Origin of the sequence: Haloarcula salina (assembly GCF_049603855.1) — an archaeon.
Taxonomy (GTDB): Archaea; Halobacteriota; Halobacteria; order Halobacteriales; family Haloarculaceae; genus Haloarcula; species Haloarcula salina_A.
The window spans coordinates 1446080-1471245 of the sequence record NZ_CP187146.1 but is presented as its reverse complement, the minus strand read 5'-3'; the positions used below and the strand labels follow the sequence as shown (position 1 = coordinate 1471245).

The following is a 25166-nucleotide window of genomic DNA, read 5'->3' as shown; positions in this document are numbered from 1 at the left end:
GTTTGCCCCGCGAGTATCGGTCGTGGAAACGTCCCGGCGGCGTCCCAGCGTGCCGCGGACCCGCCCGCCACGAGGTAGCTTTTTGCGAGGGCCGTCCCGAGCCACGGTATGGTCTCTGAGCTATTCGACCCGGAGCGCTGGAGCGCCGTCGACCGGTTCGACTTCGCCGACATCACCTACCACCGATCGACGGAGACGGGCGCGGTCCGCATCGCCTTCGACCGGCCCGAGAAGCGCAACGCCTTCCGCCCGGAGACGGTCGACGAACTCTCGACGGCGCTCGACCACGCGAAGCGGCTCACCGACGTGGGCTGTGTCATCCTCACCGGGAACGGACCGTCGCCGAAGGACGGCGGCTGGGCCTTTTGCTCCGGCGGCGACCAGTCCATCCGAGGCGAGAGCGGGTACGAGTATCAGGCGGACGAGGATAGCGAGTCGCGTAGCGACTCGGAGCGGTCGAGCGGGGAGTCCGGCGACCCGCGAGACATCGGCGACCCGGACGCCCCCGAGAACGTCGGCCGCCTCCACATCCTCGAAGTCCAGCGCCAGATCCGTCACATTCCCAAGCCCGTCGTCGCCGTCGTTCCGGGGTGGGCCGTCGGCGGCGGCCACTCGCTGCACGTCGTCTGTGACCTCACGCTCGCCAGCGAGGAGCACGCGAAGTTCCTCCAGACGGACCCCGACGTGGGCAGCTTCGACGGCGGCTTCGGCTCGGCGTACCTCGCCCGGCAGGTGGGCCAGAAGAAGGCCCGCGAGGTGTTCTTCCTGGGCAAGACCTACAGCGGCGCGGAGGCCGCCGACATGGGCATGGTCAACGAGGTCGTCCCCCACGAGGACCTGGAGGACACCGCGATCGAGTGGGCCGAGCGGATGAACGAGAAGTCGCCGACGGCGATGCGGATGCTCAAGTACGCGTTCAACCTCGACTCGGACGGGATGGTCGGCCAGCAGGTGTTCGCCGGCGAGGCGACGCGGTTGGCCTACATGACCGACGAGGCACAGGAGGGTCGGGACGCCTTCAACGAGGGGCGGGACCCGGACTTCGACGACGTGCCCTGGCACTACTGAGCGAGACTTCCATCACGAATGCGCGCGGTGGTCGGCCGCGAAAACGTGCGTTAGCCCTCGTAGGCCAGCGTCATGACCCACTGCGAGAAGGTGTCGTCGTGGGGGTCGACTTCCTCGTCGCCGATGAACGGCGAGAGCTGGTCACCGGCCATCAGGAGCGAGAAGTCGAGGTCGCGGGCCGCCGGCGTCAGGTAGTAGGTGTTGTGGCCCTCGTACACCGTCTCGTCGCGCTGGATGAGCCCCTTCTCGAAGAGCGACTCGACGATGCGACTCCCCTTCCGGGAGGACACGTCGAGGTTCTTCCAGAAGTCGCTCTGGTGGATGCCCCCGGACTCCCGGATCAGCTCCAGCCCCGCCTGCTCTCCCTCGGTGAGGTCGTCCTCCGACGCTGCTGAACTCATGTATCACATACACCGACTGTCGGCCGCTTAAATCTGACCTTCGACCGGGCGGTACGGCGTCCGGCAGGGCGGCCCGTCGGCGAACCGATACCGCCGCTCGTCGCCGAGCGCGATCAGCGACGACGACCGCGTGCCGAAGCCGTCGCCGTGGACGCAGACGCCGTACTCGTGGTCGCCCACGGCTTCAGCGGCGCGCTCCAGCCACTCGTCGACCGACTCCGCGGGGGTCGGTTGCAGGTGTTCGCGCAGCCGGTCGGCGTTGGTCGCCTGCTCCTCGCCGACCTCGGGCCGGTGCGAGGGGATCCGGTAGTCGCCGTCAGCGCCGACGTTGACGACGACGTGGACGCCGGGCTGGAGGTTCCGAACCGCGAGCTGGCCGTCCCACTCCAGCAGAACGGCGGCGTTCTCGTCGGCCAGCAGGAGATTGAAGCCCGCGTACTCGGCCTCCCTGGTCGCTCGCTCGACGGCGCGGGCGGCCGACTCGGCCGTCTCGTGGCTCAGCGCGTCGCGCACGAGCAGGCCGCGTGAGCGCTCGCCGGCCAGGTCAGCGTCGACCCAGCGGTTCGTCACCGCGGCGAGGACGCCGTGCTCGTTGTAGCCGAGCCACGTCCCATCGGCTTCCTCGTCGGCCGGCGCGACGACGCGGCTCCCCCACTGACGCACTTGCGGTGGCTGTGACGGCCTGTCGAAGCGTTCGTCGCGGTTCGCCGCGACCGCGACCGGCGCGTCTTCAAAGACCTGCCACGCGAGGACGATGGTACACACGGTAGCCCGTAGGCTACCGACGGGCAAAACCGTTGGCTCGGCGCGGGTCTCACCCGGATCGATCGGCGTCTGAGTCGTCGCCCGCCGAGAGCCGCGAGCGGACGGCCTCGCGGTCGACGGTCCCCGACGGCGTCCGCGGGAGCGCGTCCGCCACTCGGATCGTCTTCGGGACCTCGTACGACGCGACCGCGTCGGCACAGTGCGCCCGGACCGCCTCGGGCGTCACGTCGCCGACGACCAGCGCCGCGACGCGCTGGCCCCACTCCTCGTCGGGGAGGCCGACCACGGCGGCGTCCTCGACATCACGAAGGGCGCGAATCGCGTCGACGACTGTCGACGCGTCGACGTTCTCGCCTCCGGTGACGATGCGGTCGTCGACGCGGCCCGCGATCCAGAGCCGCCCGTCCGCGTCGCGGTAGCCGAAGTCGCCCGTTCGGAAGCCGAACTCGCCGAAGGCCGCGCCGTCGCCGTCGAGGTAGCCCGGCGTCACCGTCGGCCCGTCGACGACGATTTCGCCGCGCTCGCCGGGGTCGCAGGGCTCTCCATCGGACACGACGGTCACGTCCGTGAACACGAGCGGCTGGCCGACGGTCCCGCGGTGCTCGAACGCCGTCTCGGGGCGCGCCGTCGCGATCTGGGAGGCCGTCTCGGTCATGCCGTACGTCGGGCAGACCGGGACGCCGCGCTCACGGCAGCGCTCGACGAGTTCCTCGCCCGCCGGGCCGCCGCCGAGGAGGACGAACCGGAGCGCGTCGGCTGGCTCCCAACCGGCGTCGAGCAGGCGCGAGAGCATCGTCGGGACCAGCGAGACGCCGGTCACCCCGTGGTCGGCGAGCACCTGCTGGGTCGACTCAGCGTCGAACGAGCGCTGGACGACGACCGCCGCCCCATACAGCGCGCTCCGAACGAACGGCGCGAGGCCGCCCATGTGGTAGGTCGGCAGGCAGACGAGCCAGCGGTCGCGGGGCGTCACGCCGAGGCGGAAGGCCGACGCGACGGCGCTGGCGACGAGGTTCTCCACCGTCAGCCGGACGCCCTTCGGGTCGCTGGTGGTTCCCGAGGTGAAGAGGACGAGCTGGGTCCGGTCGCGAGTCAACTCCGCCGGCGTCACGACCGACTCGCGGTCAGCGCTCTCGCCGCCGGAGCCGACGGAAAGCTCGTCGTCAACCGAGATGACCGGGCACGCCGCCGCCTCCTCGGCGAGCGACCGGGTCGACGCCTCGCAGACGAGCAGGTCGGGCCCGACCGCCGCGGACTGCGCTCGGAGCGCCCCGGCGTCGAGTTCGACGTTCAGCGGCGCGAGCGTCGCGCCACGGCGCATCGCGGCGAACAGGAGCACGCCGACCGCGGGCCGCGTCGGCAAGAGTGTCGCCACCGTCGGATTCGACCCGTCTATTCGACGGTCGAGGGCCGCGGCGACGGCGTCGACTGCCCGGTCGAGGTTCCGGTAGGTCCACGTCTCGTCGGCGTCCGCGTCGACCATCGCCGTCCGCTCGGGCGTGGCGTCGACGCGGTGGGTCACGAGGTCCGCGGTCGGCCAGTCCAGCGGGTCACGCATCGGTCCGCACCTCCGCGGGGTCGACGCCCAGCCCCGCGTCCTGCGGGACCGTCATCTCGCCGTCGACGACGCGCGCCGGGTCCGCTGCAAGGTCGGCGGCCAGTCGGTCGCCGGTCGCCAATCCGCAGGGAGCGACGTTCGGAATCGCCGCGGCGACGTGGAGCGCCGCGAGGCGGGCGACGACGGCGTCGACCGTGGTCGTGACGACGGGTTCGACGCCCCGCTCGCGGGCGCGCATCGCCAGCGTGTGGGCGTTGCCCGGCCCGCCGAGCGCCATCGGCTTCAGGATCAACACGTCGGCAGCGTCGGTCTTCAGCACCGCGTCGACGCGGCGGTCAACGAGCGACTCGTCGAGCGCGACGCCGACGGGGCCGCCGCGCAGGGCGGCGTGACCGGTCAGGTCGGCCGCCGGGAGCGGCTGCTCGACGTAGGCCACGCCGAGGTCGGCGAACGCCGCGAAGGCCCGCTCGGCCGCTTCGCGGGACCACGCGCCGTTGGCGTCGGCCCGGATCGTCACGCCGTCATCGACGCGGTCGCGGACCGCTCGGAGTCGGGCCACGTCGTCCGCGACGGAACGGCTCCCGACTTTGATCTTACAGCACTCGAAGCCGGCTTCGACCGCTCGTTCGACGGCGTCGGCAGTCTCCTCAGGAGACGAGTCACCGACCGTGGCGTTGACCGGAACCCGCTCGCAGCGCCGCTCGGTGTCGAACCAGCGGTACAGTGGAACGCCGTCGGCCCGCGCGTCGGCGTCGAGCAGCGCCGTCGCGAAGCCGTGGCGCGCCGCGGGGACCTCGCCCGCGTCGAGCGCGAGGAGCACGTCGGTGTGACCCCCGGCCGACGCCGCTTCGCTCGCCCGGTCGAGCGCTGCCTCGCAGTCGGCGATAGACTCCGTCCACCCCGGCAGCGGCGTCGCCTCGCCGACACCCGTCGCGCCGCGGTGGTCGTAGCGCACGACGAACCCCGAGCGCTCGTCGATGGTCCCGCCGGCCGTCGCCAGCGGGCGAGAGAGCGGGAGCGAGAAGCGGTCGACGTTCATAGCACCTGCGGTGCGGCCAGTCCCAGCGCGAACAGCACGGAGTGGACGAACAGCGTCTGGCCGACGCGTTCGAGCGCCGGGTTCAGCGCCTCGCCGTCGGTGTGTTCGAGCACCGTCTTCGAGACGCTCGCGGCGAGCGGGAGCGAGAGCAGCGGCGCGAGCGCCGGCAGGCCGTAAGTTCCGTCGAGGGCAAATATTGTGGGGACGACGTAGGCCATCCCGACCATCGCGAGGAACTCGACGCGGCTCCACGCGTAGCCCAGGTAGACCGCGAGCGTCTTCTTGCCCGCGGCCATGTCCGTCTCCCGGTCGCGGACGTTGTTGACGACGAGGATGGCCGTCGAGAGGCCCGCGGCGGGGAGGCTCGCCGTCACCGCGTCGAGGGTGACCGTGCCCGCGGGGAGCGTCGTCGGGAAGGTCCCGACGCCGGCGGCGGTCGCGGCCGCCTGCACGTAGTACGTCCCGGTGACGGCGACGAGTCCGAAGTAGACGAAGACGAACAGGTCGCCGAGGCCGCGGTAGCCGTAGGGGAACGGCCCGCCGGTGTAGAGGACACCGGCCGCGATGCCCGAGAGGCCGACGACGACGATGGGGAGGCCGCCGACGGCGACGAGGTAGACGCCCACGACGACCGCGAGGGCGTAGGTGAGGACCATCGCCCGCTTGACCTCGCTGGCGTCGATGAGGCCGCCCGCCGTCACCCGCGTGAACCCCTCGCGTTCGTCGGTGTCGGCCCCATTCACGGCGTCGTAGTAGTCGTTCGCGAAGTTCGTCCCGACCTGGATGAGGAGCGCCCCGACGAGGGCCGCGACCGCCGGGAGCGGGGCGAAGACGCCCGCGTGGACGGCGAGTCCCATCCCCACGATGACCGGCGCAGCGCCCGCCGGCAGCGTCTGTGGCCGCGCCGCCATCAGCCACGCCTTCCGCTTCGACACGTCGGCCGTCGCTGTACTCATTGTCCGAAACTGGGGACGCGGCCCCCAAAGCGACTGTGGTTGGGTCCGCCACTCGGCGTGGTTCGCCGACCGGCAGTCAGAATCACGCGAACCCCTCTATATGACCCGTAGAAGCCGCGGCGATACCGGCAGGCTTCCACAATCGCTTTATCATCATTAACCATACCAGAAACTGGGATGCACAAGCCACTGCTGACGACCGACTTCCTCGACCGTGCGCGAGAGTACTACGGCGATCAGGAAGCCGTCGTCGCCACGACGGGCGAGCGCTACACCTACGACGAGTTCGGCGAGCGGGCCGACGGCTTCTCCGCGGCGCTGGCAGAGCGCGGCATCGAGAAGGGCGACCGGGTGGCGGTTCTGGACCCGAACACGCACTACCACCTCGAAGCGGCCTACGGCAGTATGCAACTGGGCGCGGTCCACACGCCGCTGAACTACCGGCTGGTCCCCGACGACTTCGCGTACATCCTCTCTGACGCCGAGGTCGACGCGGTCTACGCCGACTACGAGTACGCCGAGAAGATCGAGCCGATCCGCGAGGAGGTCCCGACCGAGATATTCGTGACGAACGACGCCGATGCCGTCGAGGGCGACTGGGAGTCCTTCGACGAGATCATCGAAGCGGCCGGGACGGACTACGAGCGCCCCGAGATGGCCGAAGACGACGTCATCACCATCAACTACACGTCGGGGACGACGGGCGATCCGAAGGGCGTCTGTCGGACCCACCGTGCCGAGACCCTCCACGCCTACATCGTCTCGCTCCACCAGGAGATCCGCGACGACGACGTGTACCTGTGGACGCTCCCGATGTTCCACGTCAACGGCTGGGGCCACATCTACGCCGTCACCGGCATGGGCGCGAAGCACGTCTGCACCCGCGGCGTCGACGCCGGCGGCATCTTCGAGACCGTGGCCGAGGAGGACGTCTCCTACCTCTGTGGCGCGCCGACGGTGCTGAACATCCTGGCCGACTACTATCACGACCACGACGGCGTCCAGACGCAGGGGGCCAACGACGTGCGCATCGCGACGGCCGGCAGCGCCCCGCCTGAGGCCAACATCCGCGCCGTCGAGGACGAGTTCGGCTGGTACCTCAAGCACGTCTACGGCGCGACCGAAACCGGCCCGCTCATCACCACCTCCGACGCCCGGCGGTTCCTCGACGAGGACAGCGACGCCCGCTTTGGCGTCAAGAAGCGCCAGGGCATCGGCTACCTCGGGACGGAGGTCCGCGTCGTCGACGAGAACGGCGAGGACGTGCCCCACGACGACGAGACGCTGGGCGAGGTCGTCGTCCGCGGCAACCAGGTGATGGACCGCTACTGGAACAAGCCCGAGGAGACGGAGGAGGCCTTCTCCGACCGCGTCGAGGGCTACTACCACATGGGCGACCTCGCGACGGTCGACGAGGACGGCATGATCGCCATTCGCGACCGGAAGAAGGACATCATCATCTCCGGCGGCGAGAACATCTCCTCCATCGAACTGGAGGACACGCTCTACGATCACGACGCCGTCGGCGACGTGGCGGTCATCCCGGCTCCCAGCGACGACTGGGGCGAGACGCCGAAGGCCTTCGTCGTCCCGTCGTCCGGCGACCCGGACGACCCCGGCGTGACCGCCGACGAACTCCGACAGTTCACCCGCGAGAAGCTGGCGACCTACAAGGTCGTCCGCCGGATCGAGTTCGTCGAGGAACTGCCGACGACGGCGACCGGGAAGGTCCAGAAGTACGAGCTCCGCCAGCGCGAGTGGGAAGACGAAGACCAGATGGTCGGCGAAGGATAGCCACCGACCGCGGTTTCGTTTCGGTGGCCGTGGCGGCTCGTTTTCGGGCGTTCGACGCCGGACAGCGGTCGCTCCGTCGGTGGCGTGTGAAAGCGAGAAACAGGGACGGCAGGCGCCTCAGTCTTCGAGCGCGTCGGCGATGCGGTCGAGCGACCGGCGCACGTCGTGGACCTCGTCGCGGAGCTTTCGAATCTCGCGAGTGAGTTCCTCGTTGTCGCTGCTGCCCTCTTCCTCGGGGCGCCCGGGCGGACCGCCGCCCATGCCGCCCGGACCGGGGCCGCCGGGGCCGCCGCCCATCATGCCGCCCATCATCTGGGCGAAGGGGTTGCCGCCGCCCATTCCGCCGGGGCCGCCACCGCCGCCCATCATCTCTTCCATGCGCTCCTCGCGGCTCATCTCGTCGCCCTCGCCTTCTTCGCGCTCTTCGGCGCGCTGCTGTCGGATCTCTTCGACTCGCTCGCGGAAGGACTTCTCCTCCCCGTCGCCCTCGCTTGCGTCCGCCGATTCCTCAGCGTCTTCGGGTTCGTCGTCTGCCATATGACCGGGTTCGGTTGGCCCGCTGAAAAGGGTTGTCGTCCGCGCACACCGGAGCGCTCCCGTCCGTATCGGTCAATCGGTCACGACTGCGGTGCCGTCACGCGAAAAACGGCGGCTGCTTGGACCGCTTTGCGGGGGCCGTCAGACGAGGCGGCGAACGAGCACCGAGATGCCGAGTCCACAGCCCAGCAACACGACGAGGTTGAACGCCGCGTTGAACAGCGGCCGGTACCGCGACGTGACGAACGTGTCGATGGCCGCCGACGCCGAGAAGTAGAACTGCAGCGTCGCGATGAGCGCGACGAGGACGAGGATGGCAAACGCCGCCCACTGGGCGTAAACCGCGATAGACCGCCCTCCGTCGGACTCGTCGGCCGACTCCTCGGCGGCGGCGCGTTCGGCGTGCTGTCCCGCGGGGTCGCTACGGTCGGTGTCACTCATTGGTCTGTCTCCGTGCGATGACGAGGCTGCTCGCGAGCAGTGCCACCAGTGCGCCGACGGCCGTGAAGCCGGGGCCTTGCCCGGTCGTGGCCTGTGCTTCTTCGGGCCGACCGCCCGAGTCGCCGGCCGGTTCCTCCTCGAAGTCGCTCGACTCGAAGCCGACTTCGCGCTGGGTCTGGTTCTCGTGGAGACGCTCGGTCGGGTGGAGGTTCGCCGGCGACGTCTCCGTGCCGACGACGACGCCGTCCGAGCGCAGGATGCCGTCCAGCCAGTAGTTGTAGCCGTCGGGAACCGTCAGCTCGGCCGTGACGCTCTCGGTCCGGCCGGGGCGGATCTGCCCGACCCGGACCGTCGACTCGTCGGCGATGACGTTCGAGTCGGCCTGTCTCGCCCGGAGGTGCAGGGAGATGCCGCCCGCGGGCTCGTCGCCGGTGTTCGTGAGGTACACGGAGACGTTCAGCGTCGTCCGGTTGTCCGCCACGCCGTCGATCCGGTACGCGATTGCGTCGAGGGAAGCGCCGGTGTTCTCGAAGCGCTCGAAGGTCACGGGGCTTCGGGCGAACGCGGGCTTGAGGGCGTCGACGTTCCGGACCGATTGCCGACCGGTCGTCACCCGCCGTCCGTCCTCGTAGACGATGGTCTCGATGCGGTAGCCGCCCTGTCGCTCGACCGTGATGTTCGTCGGGACCGATACCTCTCGTTCCCCGTCGACCGTTCCGACCCGTCGCGTCACCGTCGTCGCGACGAGCCCGGTGTCCGCGTCGACGGCGCGCGTCTCCACCGTGACGTTCTCGGCGGGGCCACCGCGGTGGGAGAGGCGGGCGTCGATCGAGAGCGTGACCGTCTGTCCGGTGACGGCCGCTGGCTCGATGGTCGTCTCACGGAGGTCGAGATAGCTCTCTCGCACGTCTTCTGGAGGGTCGGCGAGAGCGCCGGGGACCGTTATCGCACCGATGAACGCGGCCAGGACGACCACGACCACGCCACCGGTCAGGAGTGCTTCGCGTCGCACGAGTGACTGGGCAACACGGCGCTGTAAATGTCTTCTGTCTGTGTGGCTGATTGGCGTGCCTCGGAGCCGAGCAGCGACAGCAGTCCGTCTCAGCCGAACGCGCCGAGACTCGACTGGAGGTCGCGGTCCGTCCCGCCGTCGGTGAGTTCGTAGCCGACGAGTCGTCGGAGGTCGACGGCGTAGACGCTCCCGCCGTTCTCCAGCACAGCGACGCGGCCCTTCGTGCCCCGGACAGTCCCGGTCGCCAGCGTCTCGGCCATCGGGCGCTCGGCGAGGTCCAGTCCGTACTCGAAGTCGAACGTCGAGAGCGGGTCGTACTCGCGACAGAGGTCGTCCCACCAGTTCTCGTCGACCGACTGGTCGAGGCCGGCCACCTTCGTCGGGACGCGCACCCTGTCGCCCAGGTCGGCGGCGATGTCGGCCTCGATTTGCCTGGCGATGCGGCCGTCGGCCACCGTGCGGAGGTGGGCGGCCCTGTCAGCGCCCTGCTCGCGGAGGCGCGTCTCCAGCCGCCACGAGCGGGTGACGCCGACTTTGACGGTGTCCGGCGCGAACGCCGCCAGGTAGACCGCGTGCTCTTCGTCGCAGGCATCGATGGGCTTCAGACAGTCACCCGTACAGCGGGCGCAGGGCCAGATGTCGGTGTGTTCAGGGCAGTACGGCGAGGGCTCGTTCTCGCAGGCGTAGTGGTCCTCGCCGTCGACCGCGCCGGCGCAGTGGCGCTCGCCGAGCGCGTAGGCGAGTTCGGTCCCCGGGTCCAGTCGCTCGGTGGTGACGCGCCCGTCCTCTGCCAGGCGGAGGGCGGCGTGTTCGTCGACGCGAGCGCGGTACCCGACGACCTGCACGGCCGGCGGTTCGGCGCGGAGGGGCAAATGGCTGCCGGGACGACGTTTTTCTACTCGGCTGTCATATCTTCACACATGGCCGACCTCGAACTGACCAGCCCCGCGTTCGACGACGGCGAACGGATTCCCGAGGAGCACGGCTACTCGGCGGCGAACACGAACCCGCCGCTGGAGATCGCGGACGTCCCCCAGACTGCCGAGTCGCTCATGTTGATCGTCGACGACCCCGACGCCGAGGAGCCGGCCGGGACGGTGTGGGACCACTGGGTCGTCTGGAACATTCCGCCCGACACCGCACGGATTCCCGAGGGGTGGGACCTCGCCGACGCGGGGGCCACCGAGGGACAGAACGACTACGGCGAGACGGGGTGGGGCGGGCCGAACCCCCCGGACCGCGAGCACACTTACCGGTTCCTCCTGTACGCCCTCGATACGGAACTGGACCTCTCCCCGGCGGCCGGCAAAGACGACGCCTACGACGCGGCGAGCGGCCACGTCGTCGGGAAGGCGGAACTGACCGGGACCTACCCGGCCTGAGAAGCGTTCGGCCCGGTCAGAGCTCGTCGAGCAGTTCGCGGGCCGACTGGCGCACCGCGTCGTCGCTGGACTGGCTCGGTTCCCAGCCCAGCGCAGAGAGCTTGTCGACCGAGAGGCGCATCCGCGGCACGTCGCCCGTCCAGCCGCGGTCGCCGCCGGTGTACTCGTGGACCGGTTCGACACCCATCTCGTCGGCGACGATGCTCGCGATGCGGTCGACCGAGGTGGTCGTCCGCGTGCCGAGGTTGAACACGTTGTGGTCCTTCTCGGCGTGCTCGACGGCGAACAGCATCGCGTCGAGGCACTCGGAGACGTGCATGTAGGACTTCTCCTGTCGGCCGTCGCCGAGGATGGTCAGCGAGGACGGGTCCTCGCGAAGTTTCTCGACGAAATCGGGGATGACCGCGCCCCGGAGGCGGGGACCGACGATGTTGGCGAAGCGGAACACCCACGACTGGATATCGTGGCTGTGGGCGTACGTGGAGACCAGCGACTCCTCGGCGAGTTTCGTCGCGCCGTAGACGCTGATGGGTTCCAGCGGGGCGTAGTCCTCGGGCGTCGGCCGCGGGGCCTCGCCGTATACAGTCGAAGACGACGTAAACACGAGCTTCTCGACGCCCACGTCGTCCATCCGTTCGAGGACGTTGAAGGTGATCTCGCTGTTGTCCTCGAACTGGCGGCGCGGCGTGTCCGTGTCGACCAGTTTCGACGCCGCGAGGTGGACGACGAGGTCCACGTCGGGCGTTATCGCCTCCGCGACCACGTCGGGGTCCGTGAGGTCGCCGCCGAGGTAGTCCGCCGCGTCGTGGACCCATTCGGACCGGCCGTTGGACTCGTCGTCGACGACGAGCACGTCGTTACCGTCGACGAGGCGCTCCACCAGGTGCGACCCGATGAATCCCGCCCCGCCGGTGACGACTATTCGCTTATCTGATACGTTCATGGTTGCGTTGCTCCCCACGCGAGAAAAAGCGTTGTGGTCGCGGCTAACCCCATCGTGTCGTGCGTATTGATAGCAAGTGTCTCTGATGAACGCCGCTAGCGGGTTCGGATGACAACGTCGTTTTATAGCTCCCGCTTCGAGGAACGGACATGAACCGACGCACTCGCCGCGGTTTCCTGACGGCGTCGCTGGCCGCCCTCGGCGCGACGGCGGGCTGTCTCGGCGGCGGTTCGGGGTCCAACACCCCCACCAACTCCGGGACGCCCACGCCGACGCCCGCTCCGGGACAGCCCCTCTCGACGCCAGTCGCCGGCGACCCCGAGGCCGACGTGACGGTCGCCGTCTACGAGGACTACGCCTGTCCACACTGTCAGACCTACGCAGAGCAGGTGTACCCGAAGGTCCGCGAGACCTACATCAGCGAGGGGACGATCCGCTACGAGTTCCACGACTTCCCGATCCCGGTCGACGAGACCGTGTCCTGGCAGGCGGCCAGCGCCGCGCGCGCCGTCCAGGACGAGGCGGGCGACGAGGCCTTCTTCACCTACTCCGAGCGCCTGTTCGCCAACCAGAGCAGTCTGGGACCGGACGCCTACGCCGCCCTCACCGACGGGCTCTCCGTCGACGGCGAGACGGTCCGAGCGGCCGCCACCGGCGAACTGTACCGGCCGACGGTCGCAAAAGACCGACAGAACGGCATCGACAGGGGTGTCGGAGGGACGCCGGCAGTCTTCGTGAACGACGACCCCGTCGAGTGGCAGGAGATCGCCTTCGAACCGCTGCAGTCGGCCATCGAGTCGGCGCGGGGGAACTGATGCGCGACGAACCCGACGTGACGGTGCTCCGCCTCGGCCACCGGCCCGGCCGCGACGAGCGGATGACGACCCACGTCGGCCTGACGGCGCGTGCGCTCGGCGCCGATGCGGTCGTCCTCGCGAACGCCGCCCGGAACCAGGCCGACACCGTCGTCGACATCACCGACCGGTTCGGCGGCCCGTTCGACGTGTCCTCGACCGAGGAGCCCCGGAAGCTCATCCGCGACTTCGAGGGCCGGGTCGTCCACCTGACGATGTACGGCGAGCAGGTGCAGGACGTCGAGGACGACGTGCGCGAGGCCCACGCCGAGGGCCCGCTGCTGGTCGTCGTCGGTGCGGAGAAGGTCCCCTTCGAGGTGTACGAACACGCCGACTGGAACGTCGGCGTGACGAACCAGCCCCACTCCGAGGTGGCGTCGCTCGCCGTCTTCCTCGACCGCCTGTTCGAGGGCCGGGAACTCGACCGCGAGTGGGAGGACCCCGACAGAGTGGTCGTCCCACAGGAGACGGGCAAGCGCGTCGTCGACCCCGACGACGAGTGAGGCGGTCGACCGTGGGGCCGACCCACACAGTCGTGCCGCGGGGCTTTTAGGCCGGCCCGCCAAGACTCGCGCAGATGTCGCGTCACAACGTCCTGTTCGTCGTCGCCGACAGTCTCCGCGCCCGGAACACCTCCGCCCTGGGCTATCGGCGGCAGACGACGCCGTTTCTCGATTCCTTCGCCGACGAGGCGACGGTGTACACGCAGGCCCGCGCTCCGAGCAACTGGACGGTCCCCAGCCACGTCAGCGCGTTCACGGGTCACGCGGTCCACGAACACGGCGTCGACCACACACAGCGACTCGACCCCGGCCACACGATTTTCGAGGACCTCGCCGCGAGGGGCTACGCCACGGGGCTGTTCTCGGACAACCCCTTCCTGACTGACCACGAGAGCGGCCTCGACGCGGTGTTCCAGACGGCGCGCGGGTCGCCCGAGCAGTTCGACCCCGCCTACGAGACGAACGGCTCGCTCGGCGACTGGCCCAACGGCTTCTGGTACGCCGACCGGACGCTGGAGTGGGTCGACGACCGCGACGGCCCGTGGGCCGCCTGCGTCAATCTCATGGACACGCACCGGCCGTACGAACCGCTCGACGAGTACGACCGCTGGAGCGACGACCGCTCCCGTTCCCTGCAGGAGTCGATGGGCTACAAGTGGCACTGGGAGTTCCTCTCCGGGAACCTCTCGCTTGGCTTCGCCCGCATCCTCGAACAGATCTACGACGGTGCCGTGGCACAGGCCGACGCGATCTTCGAGTCGCTCGTCCGCGGTCTGGACGAGCGCGGCGTCCTCGACGACACGCTGGTCGTCTTCGCCGGCGACCACGGCGAGGGCTTCGGCGAACCGACGGCGATTCCGAGCGAGTCGCCGGCCGTCAGCCACCGCATCGGCACCCACGACGCCCTGTACCACGTCCCCCTCGTCGTCCGCGCACCCGGCCAGCGCGACGGCCACCGCGTGACCGACCTGGCGACGCTCACGCGGTTCCCCGACGCCGTTCGCGCGCTCGCGCTGGGCGAAGGCCGCGCGGACGGTCCCGCATTCGTCCCCGCCGAGGGGACCGCGGTCGCGTCGCAGTCACCCATCGGGAACGCGATGCGGGAGGAGGCCGAGCGGATCTGCGGCGACGCCGCGCCCTTCGCGAAACACGCCCGGATCGTCTATCGCGACCGGCCCGGCGACGAAGTGCGAAAGGCGGCTGCCTGGGGCGAAGACGCCCACGAGTCGGTAATCCGCGGCAGCGGCGGGACCGCCGAGGACAGCGAAATTGACGCGGACGAGGTCCGCGCCATCTTCGACGGCGACCGGTTCGCCCCGGTCGACATCGCCACGCCGCTGGCCGACTACGCCGAGTTCGAGGACGCGTCGAACACGCAGTTCACAGCTGACTTGGACGAGCGCCTCGAAGCGCTGGGGTACAGATGAGCGACACGCCCCCCGCCCTCGCACTCCATCTCGTCGTCGCCGCCGACGAGAACAACGTCATCGGCCGCGACGGCGGCGTTCCGTGGCACTACCCCGAAGACGTGCGTCAGTACAAGGCCCGGATCGCCGGACACCCGGTCATCCTCGGCCGGCGCACGTTCGACTCGATGGAGTCGCTCGACGACTGCTACACCGTCGTGCTGACGAGCGACGAGAGCCTGTCTGCCGATGCCGAAAATGTGGCGTACGTCACCACGCCGCGGGCGGCCGTCGAGGCCGCCGCCAGAGCCGCCGAGTCGGGCGGATTCGGGACTGCCGAGGACGCCGCGGCTGAGCGCGACAGTGACGCCCCGACCGCGCGAGGCGACGAGTCCCGGACCCCCGTCGCCTACGTTATCGGCGGCGAGGCCGTCTACGACCTGTTTCTTCCGTTCGCCGAGAAGGTGTTTCTCAGCCGCATCCGCGAGCGAAACGAGGGCGACCGCTACTTTCCCGACCTCGGCGACGACTGGACCGAGGTCGACCGGAAGTCCTACGACGGCTTCGACGTGATCGAGTACGTCCAGGACTCTCCGCGGGCGTTCGAGGACCTCTGAGCCGTCCGAACTACGGTTTGTCAGCTCGTGACTCCACCGTGGCGGCGTCGACGGCCTCCGGGGTCGCGATGACGTGGTAGTCCAGTCCCCGCTCCATGAGCACCGCCGTCTCGAACCCGGCCTTTTCGAGCAGTCGCTCGATCATCGCCGGTGAGTCGCCGAACTCGCGAACCTTGTCGGTGTGCACCTCACAGACGACCGTGTGGACGTCCGAGAGGTACTCTCCGAACCCCTCTAGAACACGGAATTCCGCGCCCTCGACGTCGATCTTCACCACGTCCGGGACCGGGATCTCTCCCGCGTCGATGAGCGTCTCCGTGCGGCGCGTCGGGACGGTGATCCGCCGTCCCGACTCTCGACCCGACAGGCGGTGCGTCCCGTCCCCGAGCCCGCCGTGTGTCCGGAGCTTCGCCTCTCCGTCGGTGTCCGAGAGCCCGATCCGGAGCATCTCGAACGTCGTGTCGCCGGCGTTTCGCGCGAGGTTCTCTTCGGCGCGGGCGCAGTTCTCCGGCTCCGGCTCGAACCCGACGACCGCACCGGCCCGCAGCGCGCGAGCGGCGAAACAGGCGAACAGCCCGATGTTCGCGCCCACGTCGTAGACGACGTCGTCCGGTTCGATGCTATCGAGGAAGGCTCTCAGAACCGCCTCCTCACCCGTCAGCGTCTCGACGCGGACGTACTCCGCCCGCGTCGTCGTCGTGAACGCTGCGGACACACCGCCGACCGTCTTTCGTCGCCAGTACTGCTCGTTACAGAGTTTCCCCGCCCAGTACCACCCCGAGAGGGCCTCGTCGATCCCGAGCCACGACGCGGCGTCCCATAGCGGACTGGAGGTGATCCGCTCACGCATCACCGCGATGTTTCGCGCTTCCGATGTTACCTATGGTGCCGATAAGGGGAGTAGCACACCGTTACCGTGCATGATAGCGAAACCACGCCGAGTACCGTCCGGTTACTCACCCGCGACTGCCCCGATGTGCCGCGGTCACGGCCGCTCCTCGGGACGACGCGACCCGATGGTTTTAACCACGTGACTCCCGGATGTGCGGGTAATGGCTTTTGAGGAACTCCTGGAGGATCCCGTCATACAGAAGTACCTCCACGAGCTGGTCGGACCGAAAGGGATGCCGGTCGCCGCCGCGCCGCCGGACGGCGAAGTGACCGACGAGGAACTGGCCGAGGAGCTCGGACTCGAACTGAACGACGTGCGTCGAGCGCTGTTTATTCTCTACGAGAACGATCTGGCGACCTATCGGCGGCTCCGCGACGAGGACTCGGGCTGGCTCACCTACCTCTGGACCTTCGAGTACGAGAAGATTCCCGAACAGCTCGAAGAGGAGATGTACCGCCTCCTCGACGGCCTCGAAGAGCGCCGCGAGTACGAGCGCGAAAACGAGTTCTACCTCTGTGAGCACTGCGGCATCCGCTTCGAGTTCGGCGAGGCGATGGAGTTCGGCTTCGAGTGCCCCGAGTGCGGCAACCAAGTCGAGGCGATGGAGAACACCCGTCTCGTCACCGCCATGGAGGACCGCATCGAGGAGCTCCGAGACGAACTGAACGTCGACATCGACGCGGAGGCCTGATGGTCGTCCTCGGATCCAAGGTGTACGTCTCCGGCGACGCCAGAGACCGTACGCTCGACGGCCTGCGCTCGATGGTCGGGAACGAACTCGGCGACCTCGACGTCGACTACGACGTGGGGCTGCGCCACGACGACTTCCCGACGGTGACCGTCCAGGGCCCCGACGAGACCGTCGCGCGGAACCTCCTGCGCGAGGAGTTCGGCGAGATGGTCACGGACCACGAAGACGGCGAGACCTACGTCGGAACGCTCGATTCGTGGGACGACGACGGATTCGTCCTCGACGTTGGCTTTGGGCAGACGGTGCGAATTCCGGCCGACCAGATCGGCCTCGGGCAGGGGACCCCGAGTCAGATCCGCACCCGATTCGGCCTCGTCCAGCACCTCCCGCTCCGGTTCGTCGCCGGCGACCCGCCGCGACTGGCCGACGAGGAGCGCGACCGCCTCTACGAGTGGACACGCGGCAACGGCCGCATCAACGCCAACAGCGTCACCCGCTCGGAGGCGCGCGCGACGGTCAACCGCGCCGGTCACGCACAGGACATCGTCACCGTCGAACGGCTGGGCCTGCTGGAGCAGAGCATCATCTGCAACCCAGACACTGACCCGCCTGGCCTGCTCGCCGACATCGGGACGTACATGCCCTCGGAGCTGCTGGCAATCGTCCCGTAAGCCGACCCATGAGACGCCGCCATCTCCTGCTGGTCGCCGTCCTCGCGCTGGTCGCCCTCTCCGGCTGTAGTGGCTTCTTCGGCTCGCAGGAGGTCGATCCCGAGCGGCTGAACCAGAACGCGAGCTACGACTGGAACACCTCCGCAGACGGGACCATCGTCATCGAGGAGTCCGAGTACACGGCCGTCTACCGCGTGCAGAACGACTCGTCGTTCCAGGTGTACACGGTGGACGGCCTCGGCCGCGAGCGCAGCGTGCCCATCAGCGCCATGCGATTCAGATACGAGAACGGCTCCGTCGTCTCCGCGGCGAACTCCTCGATCAACGTCACGGAGACCCGCCAGCGGACGACCGTGGACTTCGGGCGTAACGTCTCCGGCAAAGTCGGGTACACGGTCCCGCGCAACGGGAAGCGCTTCGCGACGCCGACGCTGGTCGAGGGCGGGTCCTACACCGTCGTCCTGCCGCCCAACACCGGCGCGGGGATCCCGTTCCTCTCGCGCATCAGCCCCGGCGGCTACGAGTCGAGCACCGTCGACGGTCAGCAGGTGATCCACTGGGAGGAGGTCACGTCCGGCCAGATCGTCGTCCGGTACTACCTCGACCGCGACCTGCTGCTGTTCGGCGGGCTGACCGGCATCGCGGTGATCGTCGGCCTCGTCGGAACGCTGTACTACTACCGACAGCTCCAGGCGACCATCCGCCGGCGCAAGGAGGCCGGCATCGATCTCGAAGAGGAAGACGAGGACGACGACCCGCGCGACCGGGGCCCGCCGCCGGGAATGCGGTGACGAGGGCGGCCGAGACCCGAATCATGTCTTGCTCTCTGAGGGTACTCGGACAACGGTGATTGCGACTGCTCCCAAATTGGCCCGTTTGAAACGGGAACCACCGCCTCCCAGTGAATTTCCCAGATGCTGGCCCAGATGGTTCCTGATTCAGGCGGTGAAAGAATATCAGCTGCACTTGACCACTCTGGATGGGGGACCCAGACTGTGATATCGGCGATCTCTTTCAGTATGTTCCCGAGTGTTTCACCGACTGTGCTAAAGATAGAATCAAGGAAATCCAGCCCCCCTGTACCAGAGCCTCTCGAAGCCCCATCTTATGAGTCTCCTTCTCGTTTAATCAGGACTTCTGCATCAGACTGCTCCACTACTGTCTGTCCAGTGGTATTCTTGAAAACCACTTGGCGTTCGTATACACTTTCTCCGAAACGTGTTCCAATGAAGAGCTGGATGTTAGCGGCCATTTCTTCTGGCGGGAGATTACTGAATCCATACCCGCTAGACAAAACTGAGTTGTCCGACGAGAGGGTAACAGTATCATCGATGGGAACAAGAATGGGATATTGTTTCCCTTTGAAGGAAATACCAGTCCCATGTTCATTCTTTTTAACGTAGCCTGAATCGAAACTGTCACTAACAGTCTTTCCATCCATCGCTGTCCAAGTGATTTTGACGGGTGCGGTCCCCCTATTGATGACGTCGATAGTAAACTGTGAGTAGTGTGTTTCAGCAGTTTCAATTTCGTCAGGTGAGGGTGTAACAAAGCGTTCGAGCTCAAGATTCGGTGTGAAATCTTGAGTGGTTTCAGCGACGATCTCGCTCTCACCGGTATCGAGAGCGACAATCCGATGTTCGCCAGCAGTGTAGCCCTCAAAGTCTAAGGAGACTTGCTCCGCTCCGGTGGTTACATCTGAGGAGACGAATTCCTCGCCGCTGGGACCGAAAACTGCGACCTTATCGAACCCATTGGTTGTCTTGAGTTCGACTTTGAGATCGAATCCTTCAAATTCGAAACCGCTGAAGGGCGAGCTCTGTTTTGGTTGATTGGTACTCGTGGTGGTACCATCCGACGGTTCTGAGCCCTGCCCAGAATTACACCCTGCGACCGCAATGCTTGCCGCTGAGAGGATACTTCCGAGATATGTTCGACGCGTTTTTTCTACCATGTTTATTCCTCTATTTTACTAATTATATTAGGCGAACCCATACACTATAGACTATACTCTGATTTTGTACCTATTTGAATATCGGGTGTCCTTATCATCGATGATATCCTCCGGGTACCGGAACTGAGGATTTTCCACCCCCAATCGGTGAGCTAGTACAGAATCCCGAGTGATCGGAATACGGTGGCTCCATCAATAGAATCCGGCCGAACCAACAACCACTTCTCGTGTGAATGGCTCGGCGCGCAGTTGCGCACTCTCTGTGGTGACATGAAATCTCGTCAAACTGCGTCTCGTCGCTACGTCTACCGAGAAACAATGACACCTATACCCCGCTGTCCACACTGACCACGTATGACCGAGGAATCCACCGGGTGGTTCGCCAGACTGGACCCGGACGACGACGCGGCCGCGGTCGAACGGATCCAGGCCGGTCGAGCCGACGCGCCGGCGGACTGGCCCCGAGAGGCCGTCGAGGCCGGGTTCGCCGCCGACGAATCGACGTACTACGACCGACTGCACGAGGTGACGATGGCCGCCACCAGGGCCGCGGTCACCGAGCGCGAACGGGCCGACGACCAGCAGCTCGTCCACGCGGTCCGGGCGATGGCCGACTGCGAGCGGACGGCGAACGAACTCGCCGAGCGGGTCGCCGAGTGGGGCGGGAGCCGACACGGTGACAGCGGGAGCGGCGTCGAGTACGCCCGCTCGCTGGCCGAGGGCGACGCCGAGGACGAGGGCGACCGCGCGCTGCGCTCGCTGGCCGAGCGGACGGCCGCCCTCGCCGACGAAGCGGAATCGCTCCGTGCAGTTATCGAGCGGACCGCTCCCGCCGTCGCGCCGAACCTCTCGATGCTCGCTGGGCCGGTGCTCGCGGCGCGACTGATCTCGCTGGCTGGCGGGCTCGAACAGCTGGCGAAGAAGCCCAGCGGGACCGTGCAGGTACTGGGTGCGGAGGACGCGCTGTTCGCCCATCTCAAGGGGTCCGCGCCGTCGCCGAAACACGGCGTCATCTTCACCCACGAGTACGTCCGCGGGACGCGCCGCGAGGACCGCGGCTCGGCCGCGCGGGCGCTGGCGGGCAAACTGTCCATCGCCGCTCGCGTCGACCACTACAGCGGGGACCGGCGGCCGGAACTGGAACGCGAACTCGACGAACGAATCGAGCGAATCCGGGCACGGGAGGGCGACGAATGACGCTCCCTGAGGGCGTCGAGCGCTACGACTTCGACGGCGAGACGAGCCTCGCGACGCGGGGCGAGCCGGTGTACGGCGAACGGACGGACGGCGAGTGGCGGCGCTGGGACCCGCACCGCTCGAAACTCGGCGCGATGCTGGAACACGGGCTGGACACCGGTCTCGACGGCGGCGAGACCGTCCTCTATCTCGGCGCGGCGGCCGGGACGACGGTGAGCCACGTCGCCGACTTCAGCGGCCCGACGTACGCCGTCGAGTTCGCGCCGCGGCCGGTGCGGGAACTGCTCGACGCCGCCGAGAGCCGCGGGAACCTCTTTCCGCTGCTCAAAGACGCCCGCAAGCCGGAGCGCTACGCCCACGTCGTCGAGCCGGTCGACGTGGTCGTCCAGGACGTGGCCACCCGCGGCCAGGCCCGAGTGGCGGCGCTGAACGAGCGCTTCCTCGCCGACGACGGGCGACTCCTGGCGGCAGTCAAGGCCCGGAGCGAGGACGTGACGGCCGATCCGGACGACGTGTTCGACAGCGTCCGCGAGGAGCTGTCCGAGGACTACGAACTCCTCGAAACGACGCGGCTGGAGCCCTACCACGAGGACCACCTCGGCGTGGTCGCCCGGCCGCGGCGGGACTGACGAGCGCGTCGACGGGGCCGGGGGCCCGAACCGCAGTGCGGGACGGGAGTCGGTGACGGAAGGCTTTAGCGAGTCGATTCCGATGTGCACGACAATGGACGCGACGGGGTCTGCCGAGGAATTCAGCCGGATGGGAACGCTCGGTATCGAGGAGGAGTTCTACGTCGTCGACGAGTTCGGTCGCCCCACATCGGGAACGGACGAACTGGTCTACGAGACGGACCCGCCGGCGATTCTCGACGACCGACTCGACCACGAACTGTTCAAGTGCGTCATCGAGACGCAGACGCCGCTCATCGAAGACCCGGCCGACGCCCGCGAGCAGTTGCTCGCCGTGCGGGACGCGCTGGTCGACCACGCCGACGCGAACGGTTTCGGTATCGCCGCCGCCGGCCTGCACCCGCTGGCGAAGTGGCGCGAACTCGAACACGCCGAGAAGCCGCGCTACCGGTCGCAACTGGACCGTATCCAGTACCCACAACACCGGAACACGACGGCCGGCCTGCACGTCCACGTCGGCGTCGACGACGCAGACAAGGCCGTCTGGGTGGCGAACGAACTCCGCTGGCACCTCCCGCTCATGCTGGCACTGTCGGCGAACTCGCCGTACTGGAACGGCTTCGACACCGGCCTGCAGTCCGCCCGCGGGAAGATATTCGAGGGGCTTCCCAACACCGGAATGCCGACAGCCTTCGACGACTACGAAGCGTTCCAGGCCTACGAACGGCGGATGATCGAGACGGGAAGCATCGACGACCGCGGCGAACTGTGGTTCGACGTGCGCCCGCACTCCGGCCACGGCACGGTCGAGGTCCGCGCCCCGGACGGGCAGGCCGACCCCGACCGTATCATGGCGTTCGTCGAGTACGTCCACGAACTCGTCGTCGACCTCGCCGAACGCTACGAGGACGGCGAGTCCGGCCGCGCCCACCGACGGGAGTTCCTGGACGAGAACAAGTGGCGGGCCATCCGCTACGGCCAGTCGGCCGAACTGCTCTCGAAGGACCTCTCGGAGACGGTTCCGGTCGAAACGCTGGTCGAGCGGGAGTGCGACCGCCTCGGGGTCGACGGTCTGTGGCGACTCGTCGACCGTGAGAGCGGGGCGGAGCGCCAGCGGCGACTCCGAAGGGAGGAGGGCGTCATGGCGCTCGCGGAATCCCTCATGCTGTCGTAAGGCGTCTCTGAGCCCTGCTTGCGGGACCCACGACCGCTCAGCGTCCCCGATCCGAGCCAAGGGTTTTTATCGGGCAACGACTTTCGTCCTTACAGAGACAACGCATGTCCTCAGACGACGATCCACACGACGAACCCGAGGAGAGCGGGGACGTCCGCGACCGAATCGAACAGGAGGCCGACCGCGCGGTCGAGCAGTTCGACGAGGGGATCGTCGACCTGCTCGCCTGGGTGCTGGACACAGAGACGCGCGCGCGAATTTACGTCCACCTGCGCCAGCACCCCGAGAGCACGAGCGAGGAAATCGCCGAGGGGACCGGCCTCTACCCGAGCACCGTCCGCGAGGCCCTGGCGGCGCTCACCGAAGAGGAGGTCGTGACGCGCCAGAAGCGCGAGAGCGACGGCGCGGGGAACAACCCCTACGAGTACAGCGCCATCTCGCCGAGCGACCTGGTCAACACCATCGTCGGCGACATCCAGGCCGAACTGAACACCGTGTTCAACCTCGACGACCACCTCGGCGGCGACACGGCGACGCTCGACACCGAGGACGAACCGGTGACGATCTCGGTCGAAGACGCCGACGAGGAAGACGACGGCATCGACGTGGGGTCGGACGCGGACGACGACGAAGACGACGAGAACGACGGCCTGGACGACATCGACGCGTAACCCGACCCGACAGCCAAGTGTTCTCCGAGTCGATATTACTAAACCTGCCCGCGCCGTTTCCCGGGATATGAATGTCGCGCTGGGGGGAACGTTCGACCCGATTCACGACGGGCACCGGGCGCTGTTCGAACGCGCCTTCGAACTCGGGGACGTAACGGTGGGACTCACCAGCGACGAACTCGCGCCGAAGACACGCCACGACCAGCGTCACGTCCGCCCCTACAGCGAGCGAAAAGCGAACCTCGGCGACGAACTGGCGGCGCTCGCCGTCGACTACGACCGCGAGTGGGAGGTCCGCGAACTCACCGAACCGACGGGAATCGCGACGGAGTCGCAGTTCGACGCACTCGTCGTCTCCCCCGAGACGGAGACCGGCGGCCGGCGCATCAACGAGATCCGCGAGGAGCGTGGCCACGACCCGCTGGAGATCGAAGTCGTCCCGCACGTCTACGCCGACGACGGCGACATCATCTCCTCGACCCGGATCGTCAAGGGCGAGATCGACGAACACGGGAACCTCACGCCGGAGCGGGCCGGCCGCGAGAACATCTCGTAGCTACCAGTCCGGCGCTTCCAGGCCGGCGGTTTCGAGCAAATCCTTCCAGCGCTGCTGTATCGAAAGCCGAGAGACGCCCGTCGCCTCCGCCACAGCCGTCTGGGACCGTTCTTCGCCGGCGACGAGCGCGCCGACGTAGACGCTGGCCGCCAGGGTCGCCTGCTTCGAGCGGTCCGCATCGGGAATCTCCGAGAGAAACAGGTCGACCGCGTGGGACCGCGCCTGCGTCCCCAGATCCAGTCGGTCTGCGGCGGTCTCGATGTCGGACAGCCACTCCGCGTGCTCGACCCGGTCGCTGGCGCGATACATACCACCGCGTTGGCCCCGACTGTACCTAAACCTTCGTCGCCTGCAAGCGAAGGGTTCTTGATACCGTCGCGGATACGCACTGGTGCGCGCGGGTTGCCGAGCCAGGAAAAGGCGTAGCGCTTAGGACGCTATCCCGTAGGGGTCCGCCGGTTCAAATCCGGTCCCGCGCACTGACTGAGTTTTTCGAGCGGAGTGAGAAAACGAAAGAGGGAGCAGGACCGGATTTGAGCCCTGCCAGTCGCAGCGGCCGAACGGAGTGAGGTCGACCGTCTTGCTCCGGTTCAAATCCGGTCCCGCGCATTTCTGCTGCGAGCAAGACGCGAGCAGCGAAATCGCCAGCGGATTTGAGCCCTGGGAGTCGCGCGCAACGAAGTGAGCACGTCTCCCTCCGGTTCAAATCCGGTCCCGCGCATACCCGACTCGAACGACCGTGAGAGTCGTGTTCTCCGACGACCGTGATCTGAACGCTCCTGGGCGAGCGAGGCGAGTCTACGCCGGTGCGGATCTGGGTCCGTCCCGGCGGTGCTTCTCACGAAATAAGAATCAGGGCGGTTCCTTATGGGCGCAGTACTCGAAGATGGAGGTGAGGACAATGCCAGTCTCCGATGCTCTCGACGATTCGTCTGCCCGGCCCGCTCACGCGGATCTCCTCGACCTCTACTGTGCGGTCGACGACGAGGACGATCCGACGCAGGTCACGATCTACAGCGAACGGGACGGCGAACTCCCGACCCACTGGCTCTCGATGGACGTGGAGCACGCCGTCGCGCTCGACGAGATGGTGTGAGCGGGCGGCGGTCCACAGCGACGGATAGTTTTCGCGACGCCACGAGCAGAGAGCGACGGCTATCGGTGTGCGGTGACGGGTCAGTGAGGACCCAGACGTGTCTGGTCGAGTAGCGTCGGAAGCAAATTTGCGTGGGTGCAGTCCCAAGGGGAGTGCACCTGCACTCAGAGAGTGCGTGGGACCGGATTTGAACCGGCGGACCCCTACGGGACAGCGCCCTCAACGCTGCGCCGTTGGCCTGGCTTGGCTACCCACGCGCGCTCTGTCTTACTGCGTTACATCGTTCCCCGTGGGCCAATAAAAGCGCTTTCGTTTGCGTCCCGCCGCGGGATAGTGTGGCACTCTGCCGAACCGGACGT

The 25166-nt window shown here is 67.7% G+C and carries 29 protein-coding genes and 2 tRNA genes; 17 read left to right on the top strand and 14 right to left on the bottom strand.

Annotation, left to right across the window (positions count from 1 at the left end):
* Positions 1-108 precede the first annotated feature (108 nt).
* Positions 109-1068 (top strand): 1,4-dihydroxy-2-naphthoyl-CoA synthase, encoded by a 960-nt coding sequence (locus ACOZ4I_RS07655; protein WP_424004587.1) that lies wholly within the window; start codon positions 109-111, stop codon positions 1066-1068.
* A gap of 50 nt (positions 1069-1118) precedes the next feature.
* Here the strand turns inward: ACOZ4I_RS07655 and ACOZ4I_RS07650 are convergent, their stop codons facing one another.
* From ACOZ4I_RS07650 to ACOZ4I_RS07630, 5 genes are read right to left on the bottom strand one after another with little or no spacing between them, the layout of a single operon-like run.
* Positions 1119-1469: a helix-turn-helix transcriptional regulator gene (locus ACOZ4I_RS07650; protein WP_424004586.1), complete on the bottom strand. Its 351-nt coding sequence runs from the start codon at positions 1467-1469 to the stop codon at positions 1119-1121.
* A gap of 27 nt (positions 1470-1496) precedes the next feature.
* On the bottom strand, positions 1497-2234 hold the full coding sequence (locus ACOZ4I_RS07645; protein ID WP_424004585.1) for an NRDE family protein: 738 nt from the start codon (positions 2232-2234) through the stop codon (positions 1497-1499).
* Between the two features lie 49 nt (positions 2235-2283).
* Positions 2284-3792 carry a class I adenylate-forming enzyme family protein gene (locus ACOZ4I_RS07640; protein ID WP_424004584.1) on the bottom strand — a complete coding sequence of 503 codons (1509 nt, stop codon included), beginning with the start codon at positions 3790-3792 and terminating at the stop codon, positions 2284-2286.
* Positions 3785-4831: a mandelate racemase/muconate lactonizing enzyme family protein gene (locus ACOZ4I_RS07635; protein WP_424004583.1), complete on the bottom strand. Its 1047-nt coding sequence runs from the start codon at positions 4829-4831 to the stop codon at positions 3785-3787. The genes ACOZ4I_RS07640 and ACOZ4I_RS07635 overlap by 8 nt, the downstream gene beginning before the upstream one ends.
* Positions 4828-5787 carry a 1,4-dihydroxy-2-naphthoate polyprenyltransferase gene (locus ACOZ4I_RS07630; protein WP_424004582.1) on the bottom strand — a complete coding sequence of 320 codons (960 nt, stop codon included), beginning with the start codon at positions 5785-5787 and terminating at the stop codon, positions 4828-4830. Before ACOZ4I_RS07630 ends, ACOZ4I_RS07635 begins: the two co-directional genes overlap by 4 nt.
* A 177-nt stretch (positions 5788-5964) precedes the next feature.
* Here ACOZ4I_RS07630 and ACOZ4I_RS07625 point away from each other — a divergent pair, with 177 nt between their 5' ends.
* Positions 5965-7581, top strand: coding sequence for a long-chain-fatty-acid--CoA ligase (locus ACOZ4I_RS07625; RefSeq protein WP_424004581.1), 1617 nt, complete (start codon positions 5965-5967; stop codon positions 7579-7581).
* Between the two features lie 117 nt (positions 7582-7698).
* Here ACOZ4I_RS07625 and ACOZ4I_RS07620 read toward each other — a convergent pair whose 3' ends face one another.
* The 4 genes from ACOZ4I_RS07620 to ACOZ4I_RS07605 all read right to left on the bottom strand — a co-directional run bounded on the left by ACOZ4I_RS07620 (position 7699) and on the right by ACOZ4I_RS07605 (position 10416).
* A complete protein-coding gene (locus ACOZ4I_RS07620; protein WP_424004580.1) occupies positions 7699-8118 on the bottom strand; it encodes a hypothetical protein in 420 nt (139 codons plus the stop codon).
* 141 nt (positions 8119-8259) lie between these two features.
* On the bottom strand, positions 8260-8559 hold the full coding sequence (locus ACOZ4I_RS07615) for a hypothetical protein (protein ID WP_424004579.1): 300 nt from the start codon (positions 8557-8559) through the stop codon (positions 8260-8262).
* Positions 8552-9571 carry a DUF7490 domain-containing protein gene (locus ACOZ4I_RS07610; protein ID WP_424004578.1) on the bottom strand — a complete coding sequence of 340 codons (1020 nt, stop codon included), beginning with the start codon at positions 9569-9571 and terminating at the stop codon, positions 8552-8554. The genes ACOZ4I_RS07615 and ACOZ4I_RS07610 overlap by 8 nt, the downstream gene beginning before the upstream one ends.
* Before the next feature lie 89 nt (positions 9572-9660).
* Positions 9661-10416: a DUF2797 domain-containing protein gene (locus ACOZ4I_RS07605; protein WP_424004577.1), complete on the bottom strand. Its 756-nt coding sequence runs from the start codon at positions 10414-10416 to the stop codon at positions 9661-9663.
* Between the two features lie 75 nt (positions 10417-10491).
* On the opposite strand from ACOZ4I_RS07605, the gene ACOZ4I_RS07600 reads away from it, so the two are divergent.
* Positions 10492-10953, top strand: coding sequence for a YbhB/YbcL family Raf kinase inhibitor-like protein (locus ACOZ4I_RS07600; RefSeq protein WP_424004576.1), 462 nt, complete (start codon positions 10492-10494; stop codon positions 10951-10953).
* A gap of 16 nt (positions 10954-10969) precedes the next feature.
* Here the strand turns inward: ACOZ4I_RS07600 and ACOZ4I_RS07595 are convergent, their stop codons facing one another.
* Positions 10970-11896 carry an NAD-dependent epimerase/dehydratase family protein gene (locus ACOZ4I_RS07595; protein WP_424004575.1) on the bottom strand — a complete coding sequence of 309 codons (927 nt, stop codon included), beginning with the start codon at positions 11894-11896 and terminating at the stop codon, positions 10970-10972.
* Positions 11897-12045: 149 nt separating this feature from the next.
* Between ACOZ4I_RS07595 and ACOZ4I_RS07590 the strand changes: the two genes are divergently transcribed.
* The 4 genes from ACOZ4I_RS07590 to ACOZ4I_RS07575 all read left to right on the top strand — a co-directional run bounded on the left by ACOZ4I_RS07590 (position 12046) and on the right by ACOZ4I_RS07575 (position 15276).
* Positions 12046-12711: a DsbA family protein gene (locus ACOZ4I_RS07590; protein WP_424004574.1), complete on the top strand. Its 666-nt coding sequence runs from the start codon at positions 12046-12048 to the stop codon at positions 12709-12711.
* Positions 12711-13253, top strand: a complete 543-nt coding sequence (locus ACOZ4I_RS07585) for a tRNA (cytidine(56)-2'-O)-methyltransferase (RefSeq protein WP_424004573.1) — start codon at positions 12711-12713, stop codon at positions 13251-13253. The genes ACOZ4I_RS07590 and ACOZ4I_RS07585 overlap by 1 nt, the downstream gene beginning before the upstream one ends.
* 74 nt (positions 13254-13327) lie before the next feature.
* Positions 13328-14680 (top strand): sulfatase, encoded by a 1353-nt coding sequence (locus ACOZ4I_RS07580; RefSeq protein WP_424004572.1) that lies wholly within the window; start codon positions 13328-13330, stop codon positions 14678-14680.
* Complete coding sequence (locus tag ACOZ4I_RS07575) at positions 14677-15276, top strand: dihydrofolate reductase (RefSeq protein ID WP_424004571.1); 600 nt, start codon at positions 14677-14679, stop codon at positions 15274-15276. Before ACOZ4I_RS07580 ends, ACOZ4I_RS07575 begins: the two co-directional genes overlap by 4 nt.
* Before the next feature lie 10 nt (positions 15277-15286).
* Here the strand turns inward: ACOZ4I_RS07575 and ACOZ4I_RS07570 are convergent, their stop codons facing one another.
* Positions 15287-16126: an FkbM family methyltransferase gene (locus ACOZ4I_RS07570; protein WP_424004570.1), complete on the bottom strand. Its 840-nt coding sequence runs from the start codon at positions 16124-16126 to the stop codon at positions 15287-15289.
* Positions 16127-16328: 202 nt separating this feature from the next.
* Between ACOZ4I_RS07570 and tfe the strand changes: the two genes are divergently transcribed.
* The 3 genes from tfe to ACOZ4I_RS07555 are packed head-to-tail and all read left to right on the top strand — an operon-like array spanning position 16329 to position 18321.
* A complete protein-coding gene (tfe, locus tag ACOZ4I_RS07565; protein WP_162413865.1) occupies positions 16329-16859 on the top strand; it encodes a transcription factor E in 531 nt (176 codons plus the stop codon).
* Positions 16859-17530, top strand: a complete 672-nt coding sequence (locus tag ACOZ4I_RS07560; protein WP_424004569.1) for a DUF2110 family protein — start codon at positions 16859-16861, stop codon at positions 17528-17530. The genes tfe and ACOZ4I_RS07560 overlap by 1 nt, the downstream gene beginning before the upstream one ends.
* A gap of 8 nt (positions 17531-17538) precedes the next feature.
* Positions 17539-18321: a DUF5803 family protein gene (locus ACOZ4I_RS07555; protein ID WP_424004568.1), complete on the top strand. Its 783-nt coding sequence runs from the start codon at positions 17539-17541 to the stop codon at positions 18319-18321.
* A 314-nt stretch (positions 18322-18635) separates the two neighbouring features.
* Here the strand turns inward: ACOZ4I_RS07555 and ACOZ4I_RS07550 are convergent, their stop codons facing one another.
* Positions 18636-19484, bottom strand: a complete 849-nt coding sequence (locus tag ACOZ4I_RS07550; protein ID WP_424004567.1) for a hypothetical protein — start codon at positions 19482-19484, stop codon at positions 18636-18638.
* Positions 19485-19838: 354 nt separating this feature from the next.
* On the opposite strand from ACOZ4I_RS07550, the gene ACOZ4I_RS07545 reads away from it, so the two are divergent.
* From ACOZ4I_RS07545 to ACOZ4I_RS07525, 5 genes are all read left to right on the top strand, one after another.
* Positions 19839-20681, top strand: coding sequence for an NOP5/NOP56 family protein (locus tag ACOZ4I_RS07545; protein WP_424004566.1), 843 nt, complete (start codon positions 19839-19841; stop codon positions 20679-20681).
* Positions 20678-21310, top strand: coding sequence for a fibrillarin-like rRNA/tRNA 2'-O-methyltransferase (locus ACOZ4I_RS07540; RefSeq protein ID WP_424004565.1), 633 nt, complete (start codon positions 20678-20680; stop codon positions 21308-21310). Before ACOZ4I_RS07545 ends, ACOZ4I_RS07540 begins: the two co-directional genes overlap by 4 nt.
* A 94-nt stretch (positions 21311-21404) precedes the next feature.
* On the top strand, positions 21405-22484 hold the full coding sequence (locus ACOZ4I_RS07535) for a glutamate--cysteine ligase (RefSeq protein WP_424004564.1): 1080 nt from the start codon (positions 21405-21407) through the stop codon (positions 22482-22484).
* Between the two features lie 104 nt (positions 22485-22588).
* Positions 22589-23155, top strand: a complete 567-nt coding sequence (locus ACOZ4I_RS07530; protein ID WP_424004563.1) for a helix-turn-helix domain-containing protein — start codon at positions 22589-22591, stop codon at positions 23153-23155.
* Positions 23156-23222: 67 nt separating this feature from the next.
* On the top strand, positions 23223-23711 hold the full coding sequence (locus ACOZ4I_RS07525; RefSeq protein WP_424004562.1) for a phosphopantetheine adenylyltransferase: 489 nt from the start codon (positions 23223-23225) through the stop codon (positions 23709-23711).
* Here the strand turns inward: ACOZ4I_RS07525 and ACOZ4I_RS07520 are convergent, their stop codons facing one another.
* Positions 23712-24020, bottom strand: a complete 309-nt coding sequence (locus tag ACOZ4I_RS07520; protein ID WP_424004561.1) for a transcription initiation factor IIB family protein — start codon at positions 24018-24020, stop codon at positions 23712-23714. It lies immediately after the preceding gene.
* Positions 24021-24106: 86 nt separating this feature from the next.
* Between ACOZ4I_RS07520 and ACOZ4I_RS07515 the strand changes: the two genes are divergently transcribed.
* Positions 24107-24190: transfer RNA gene (locus ACOZ4I_RS07515), tRNA-Leu, on the top strand.
* A gap of 422 nt (positions 24191-24612) precedes the next feature.
* Entirely contained in the window at positions 24613-24807 is a 195-nt protein-coding gene (locus tag ACOZ4I_RS07510) for a DUF7511 domain-containing protein (RefSeq protein WP_424004560.1), read from the top strand.
* 172 nt (positions 24808-24979) lie between these two features.
* Here the strand turns inward: ACOZ4I_RS07510 and ACOZ4I_RS07505 are convergent.
* A tRNA-Leu gene (locus ACOZ4I_RS07505) sits at positions 24980-25064 on the bottom strand.
* Between the last annotated feature and the right edge of the window lie 102 nt (positions 25065-25166).

What these genes read in the sequence shown, in the direction of transcription:
- tfe (WP_162413865.1), top strand. Translation starts at nt 16,329, where the DNA reads ATGGCTTTTGAGGAACTCCTGGAGGATCCCGTCATACAGAAGTACCTC.
- ACOZ4I_RS07540 (WP_424004565.1), top strand. Translation starts at nt 20,678, where the DNA reads ATGACGCTCCCTGAGGGCGTCGAGCGCTACGACTTCGACGGCGAGACG.
- ACOZ4I_RS07530 (WP_424004563.1), top strand. Translation starts at nt 22,589, where the DNA reads ATGTCCTCAGACGACGATCCACACGACGAACCCGAGGAGAGCGGGGAC.
- ACOZ4I_RS07560 (WP_424004569.1), top strand. Translation starts at nt 16,859, where the DNA reads ATGGTCGTCCTCGGATCCAAGGTGTACGTCTCCGGCGACGCCAGAGAC.
- ACOZ4I_RS07630 (WP_424004582.1), bottom strand. Translation starts at nt 5,787, where the DNA reads ATGAGTACAGCGACGGCCGACGTGTCGAAGCGGAAGGCGTGGCTGATG.
- ACOZ4I_RS07525 (WP_424004562.1), top strand. Translation starts at nt 23,223, where the DNA reads ATGAATGTCGCGCTGGGGGGAACGTTCGACCCGATTCACGACGGGCAC.
- ACOZ4I_RS07520 (WP_424004561.1), bottom strand. Translation starts at nt 24,020, where the DNA reads ATGTATCGCGCCAGCGACCGGGTCGAGCACGCGGAGTGGCTGTCCGAC.
- ACOZ4I_RS07510 (WP_424004560.1), top strand. Translation starts at nt 24,613, where the DNA reads ATGCCAGTCTCCGATGCTCTCGACGATTCGTCTGCCCGGCCCGCTCAC.
- ACOZ4I_RS07570 (WP_424004570.1), bottom strand. Translation starts at nt 16,126, where the DNA reads ATGCGTGAGCGGATCACCTCCAGTCCGCTATGGGACGCCGCGTCGTGG.
- ACOZ4I_RS07585 (WP_424004573.1), top strand. Translation starts at nt 12,711, where the DNA reads ATGCGCGACGAACCCGACGTGACGGTGCTCCGCCTCGGCCACCGGCCC.
- ACOZ4I_RS07545 (WP_424004566.1), top strand. Translation starts at nt 19,839, where the DNA reads ATGACCGAGGAATCCACCGGGTGGTTCGCCAGACTGGACCCGGACGAC.
- ACOZ4I_RS07635 (WP_424004583.1), bottom strand. Translation starts at nt 4,831, where the DNA reads ATGAACGTCGACCGCTTCTCGCTCCCGCTCTCTCGCCCGCTGGCGACG.
- ACOZ4I_RS07580 (WP_424004572.1), top strand. Translation starts at nt 13,328, where the DNA reads ATGTCGCGTCACAACGTCCTGTTCGTCGTCGCCGACAGTCTCCGCGCC.
- ACOZ4I_RS07655 (WP_424004587.1), top strand. Translation starts at nt 109, where the DNA reads ATGGTCTCTGAGCTATTCGACCCGGAGCGCTGGAGCGCCGTCGACCGG.
- ACOZ4I_RS07625 (WP_424004581.1), top strand. Translation starts at nt 5,965, where the DNA reads ATGCACAAGCCACTGCTGACGACCGACTTCCTCGACCGTGCGCGAGAG.
- ACOZ4I_RS07615 (WP_424004579.1), bottom strand. Translation starts at nt 8,559, where the DNA reads ATGAGTGACACCGACCGTAGCGACCCCGCGGGACAGCACGCCGAACGC.
- ACOZ4I_RS07550 (WP_424004567.1), bottom strand. Translation starts at nt 19,484, where the DNA reads ATGGTAGAAAAAACGCGTCGAACATATCTCGGAAGTATCCTCTCAGCG.
- ACOZ4I_RS07535 (WP_424004564.1), top strand. Translation starts at nt 21,405, where the DNA reads ATGGACGCGACGGGGTCTGCCGAGGAATTCAGCCGGATGGGAACGCTC.
- ACOZ4I_RS07595 (WP_424004575.1), bottom strand. Translation starts at nt 11,896, where the DNA reads ATGAACGTATCAGATAAGCGAATAGTCGTCACCGGCGGGGCGGGATTC.
- ACOZ4I_RS07640 (WP_424004584.1), bottom strand. Translation starts at nt 3,792, where the DNA reads ATGCGTGACCCGCTGGACTGGCCGACCGCGGACCTCGTGACCCACCGC.
- ACOZ4I_RS07650 (WP_424004586.1), bottom strand. Translation starts at nt 1,469, where the DNA reads ATGAGTTCAGCAGCGTCGGAGGACGACCTCACCGAGGGAGAGCAGGCG.
- ACOZ4I_RS07555 (WP_424004568.1), top strand. Translation starts at nt 17,539, where the DNA reads ATGAGACGCCGCCATCTCCTGCTGGTCGCCGTCCTCGCGCTGGTCGCC.
- ACOZ4I_RS07575 (WP_424004571.1), top strand. Translation starts at nt 14,677, where the DNA reads ATGAGCGACACGCCCCCCGCCCTCGCACTCCATCTCGTCGTCGCCGCC.
- ACOZ4I_RS07620 (WP_424004580.1), bottom strand. Translation starts at nt 8,118, where the DNA reads ATGGCAGACGACGAACCCGAAGACGCTGAGGAATCGGCGGACGCAAGC.
- ACOZ4I_RS07600 (WP_424004576.1), top strand. Translation starts at nt 10,492, where the DNA reads ATGGCCGACCTCGAACTGACCAGCCCCGCGTTCGACGACGGCGAACGG.
- ACOZ4I_RS07590 (WP_424004574.1), top strand. Translation starts at nt 12,046, where the DNA reads ATGAACCGACGCACTCGCCGCGGTTTCCTGACGGCGTCGCTGGCCGCC.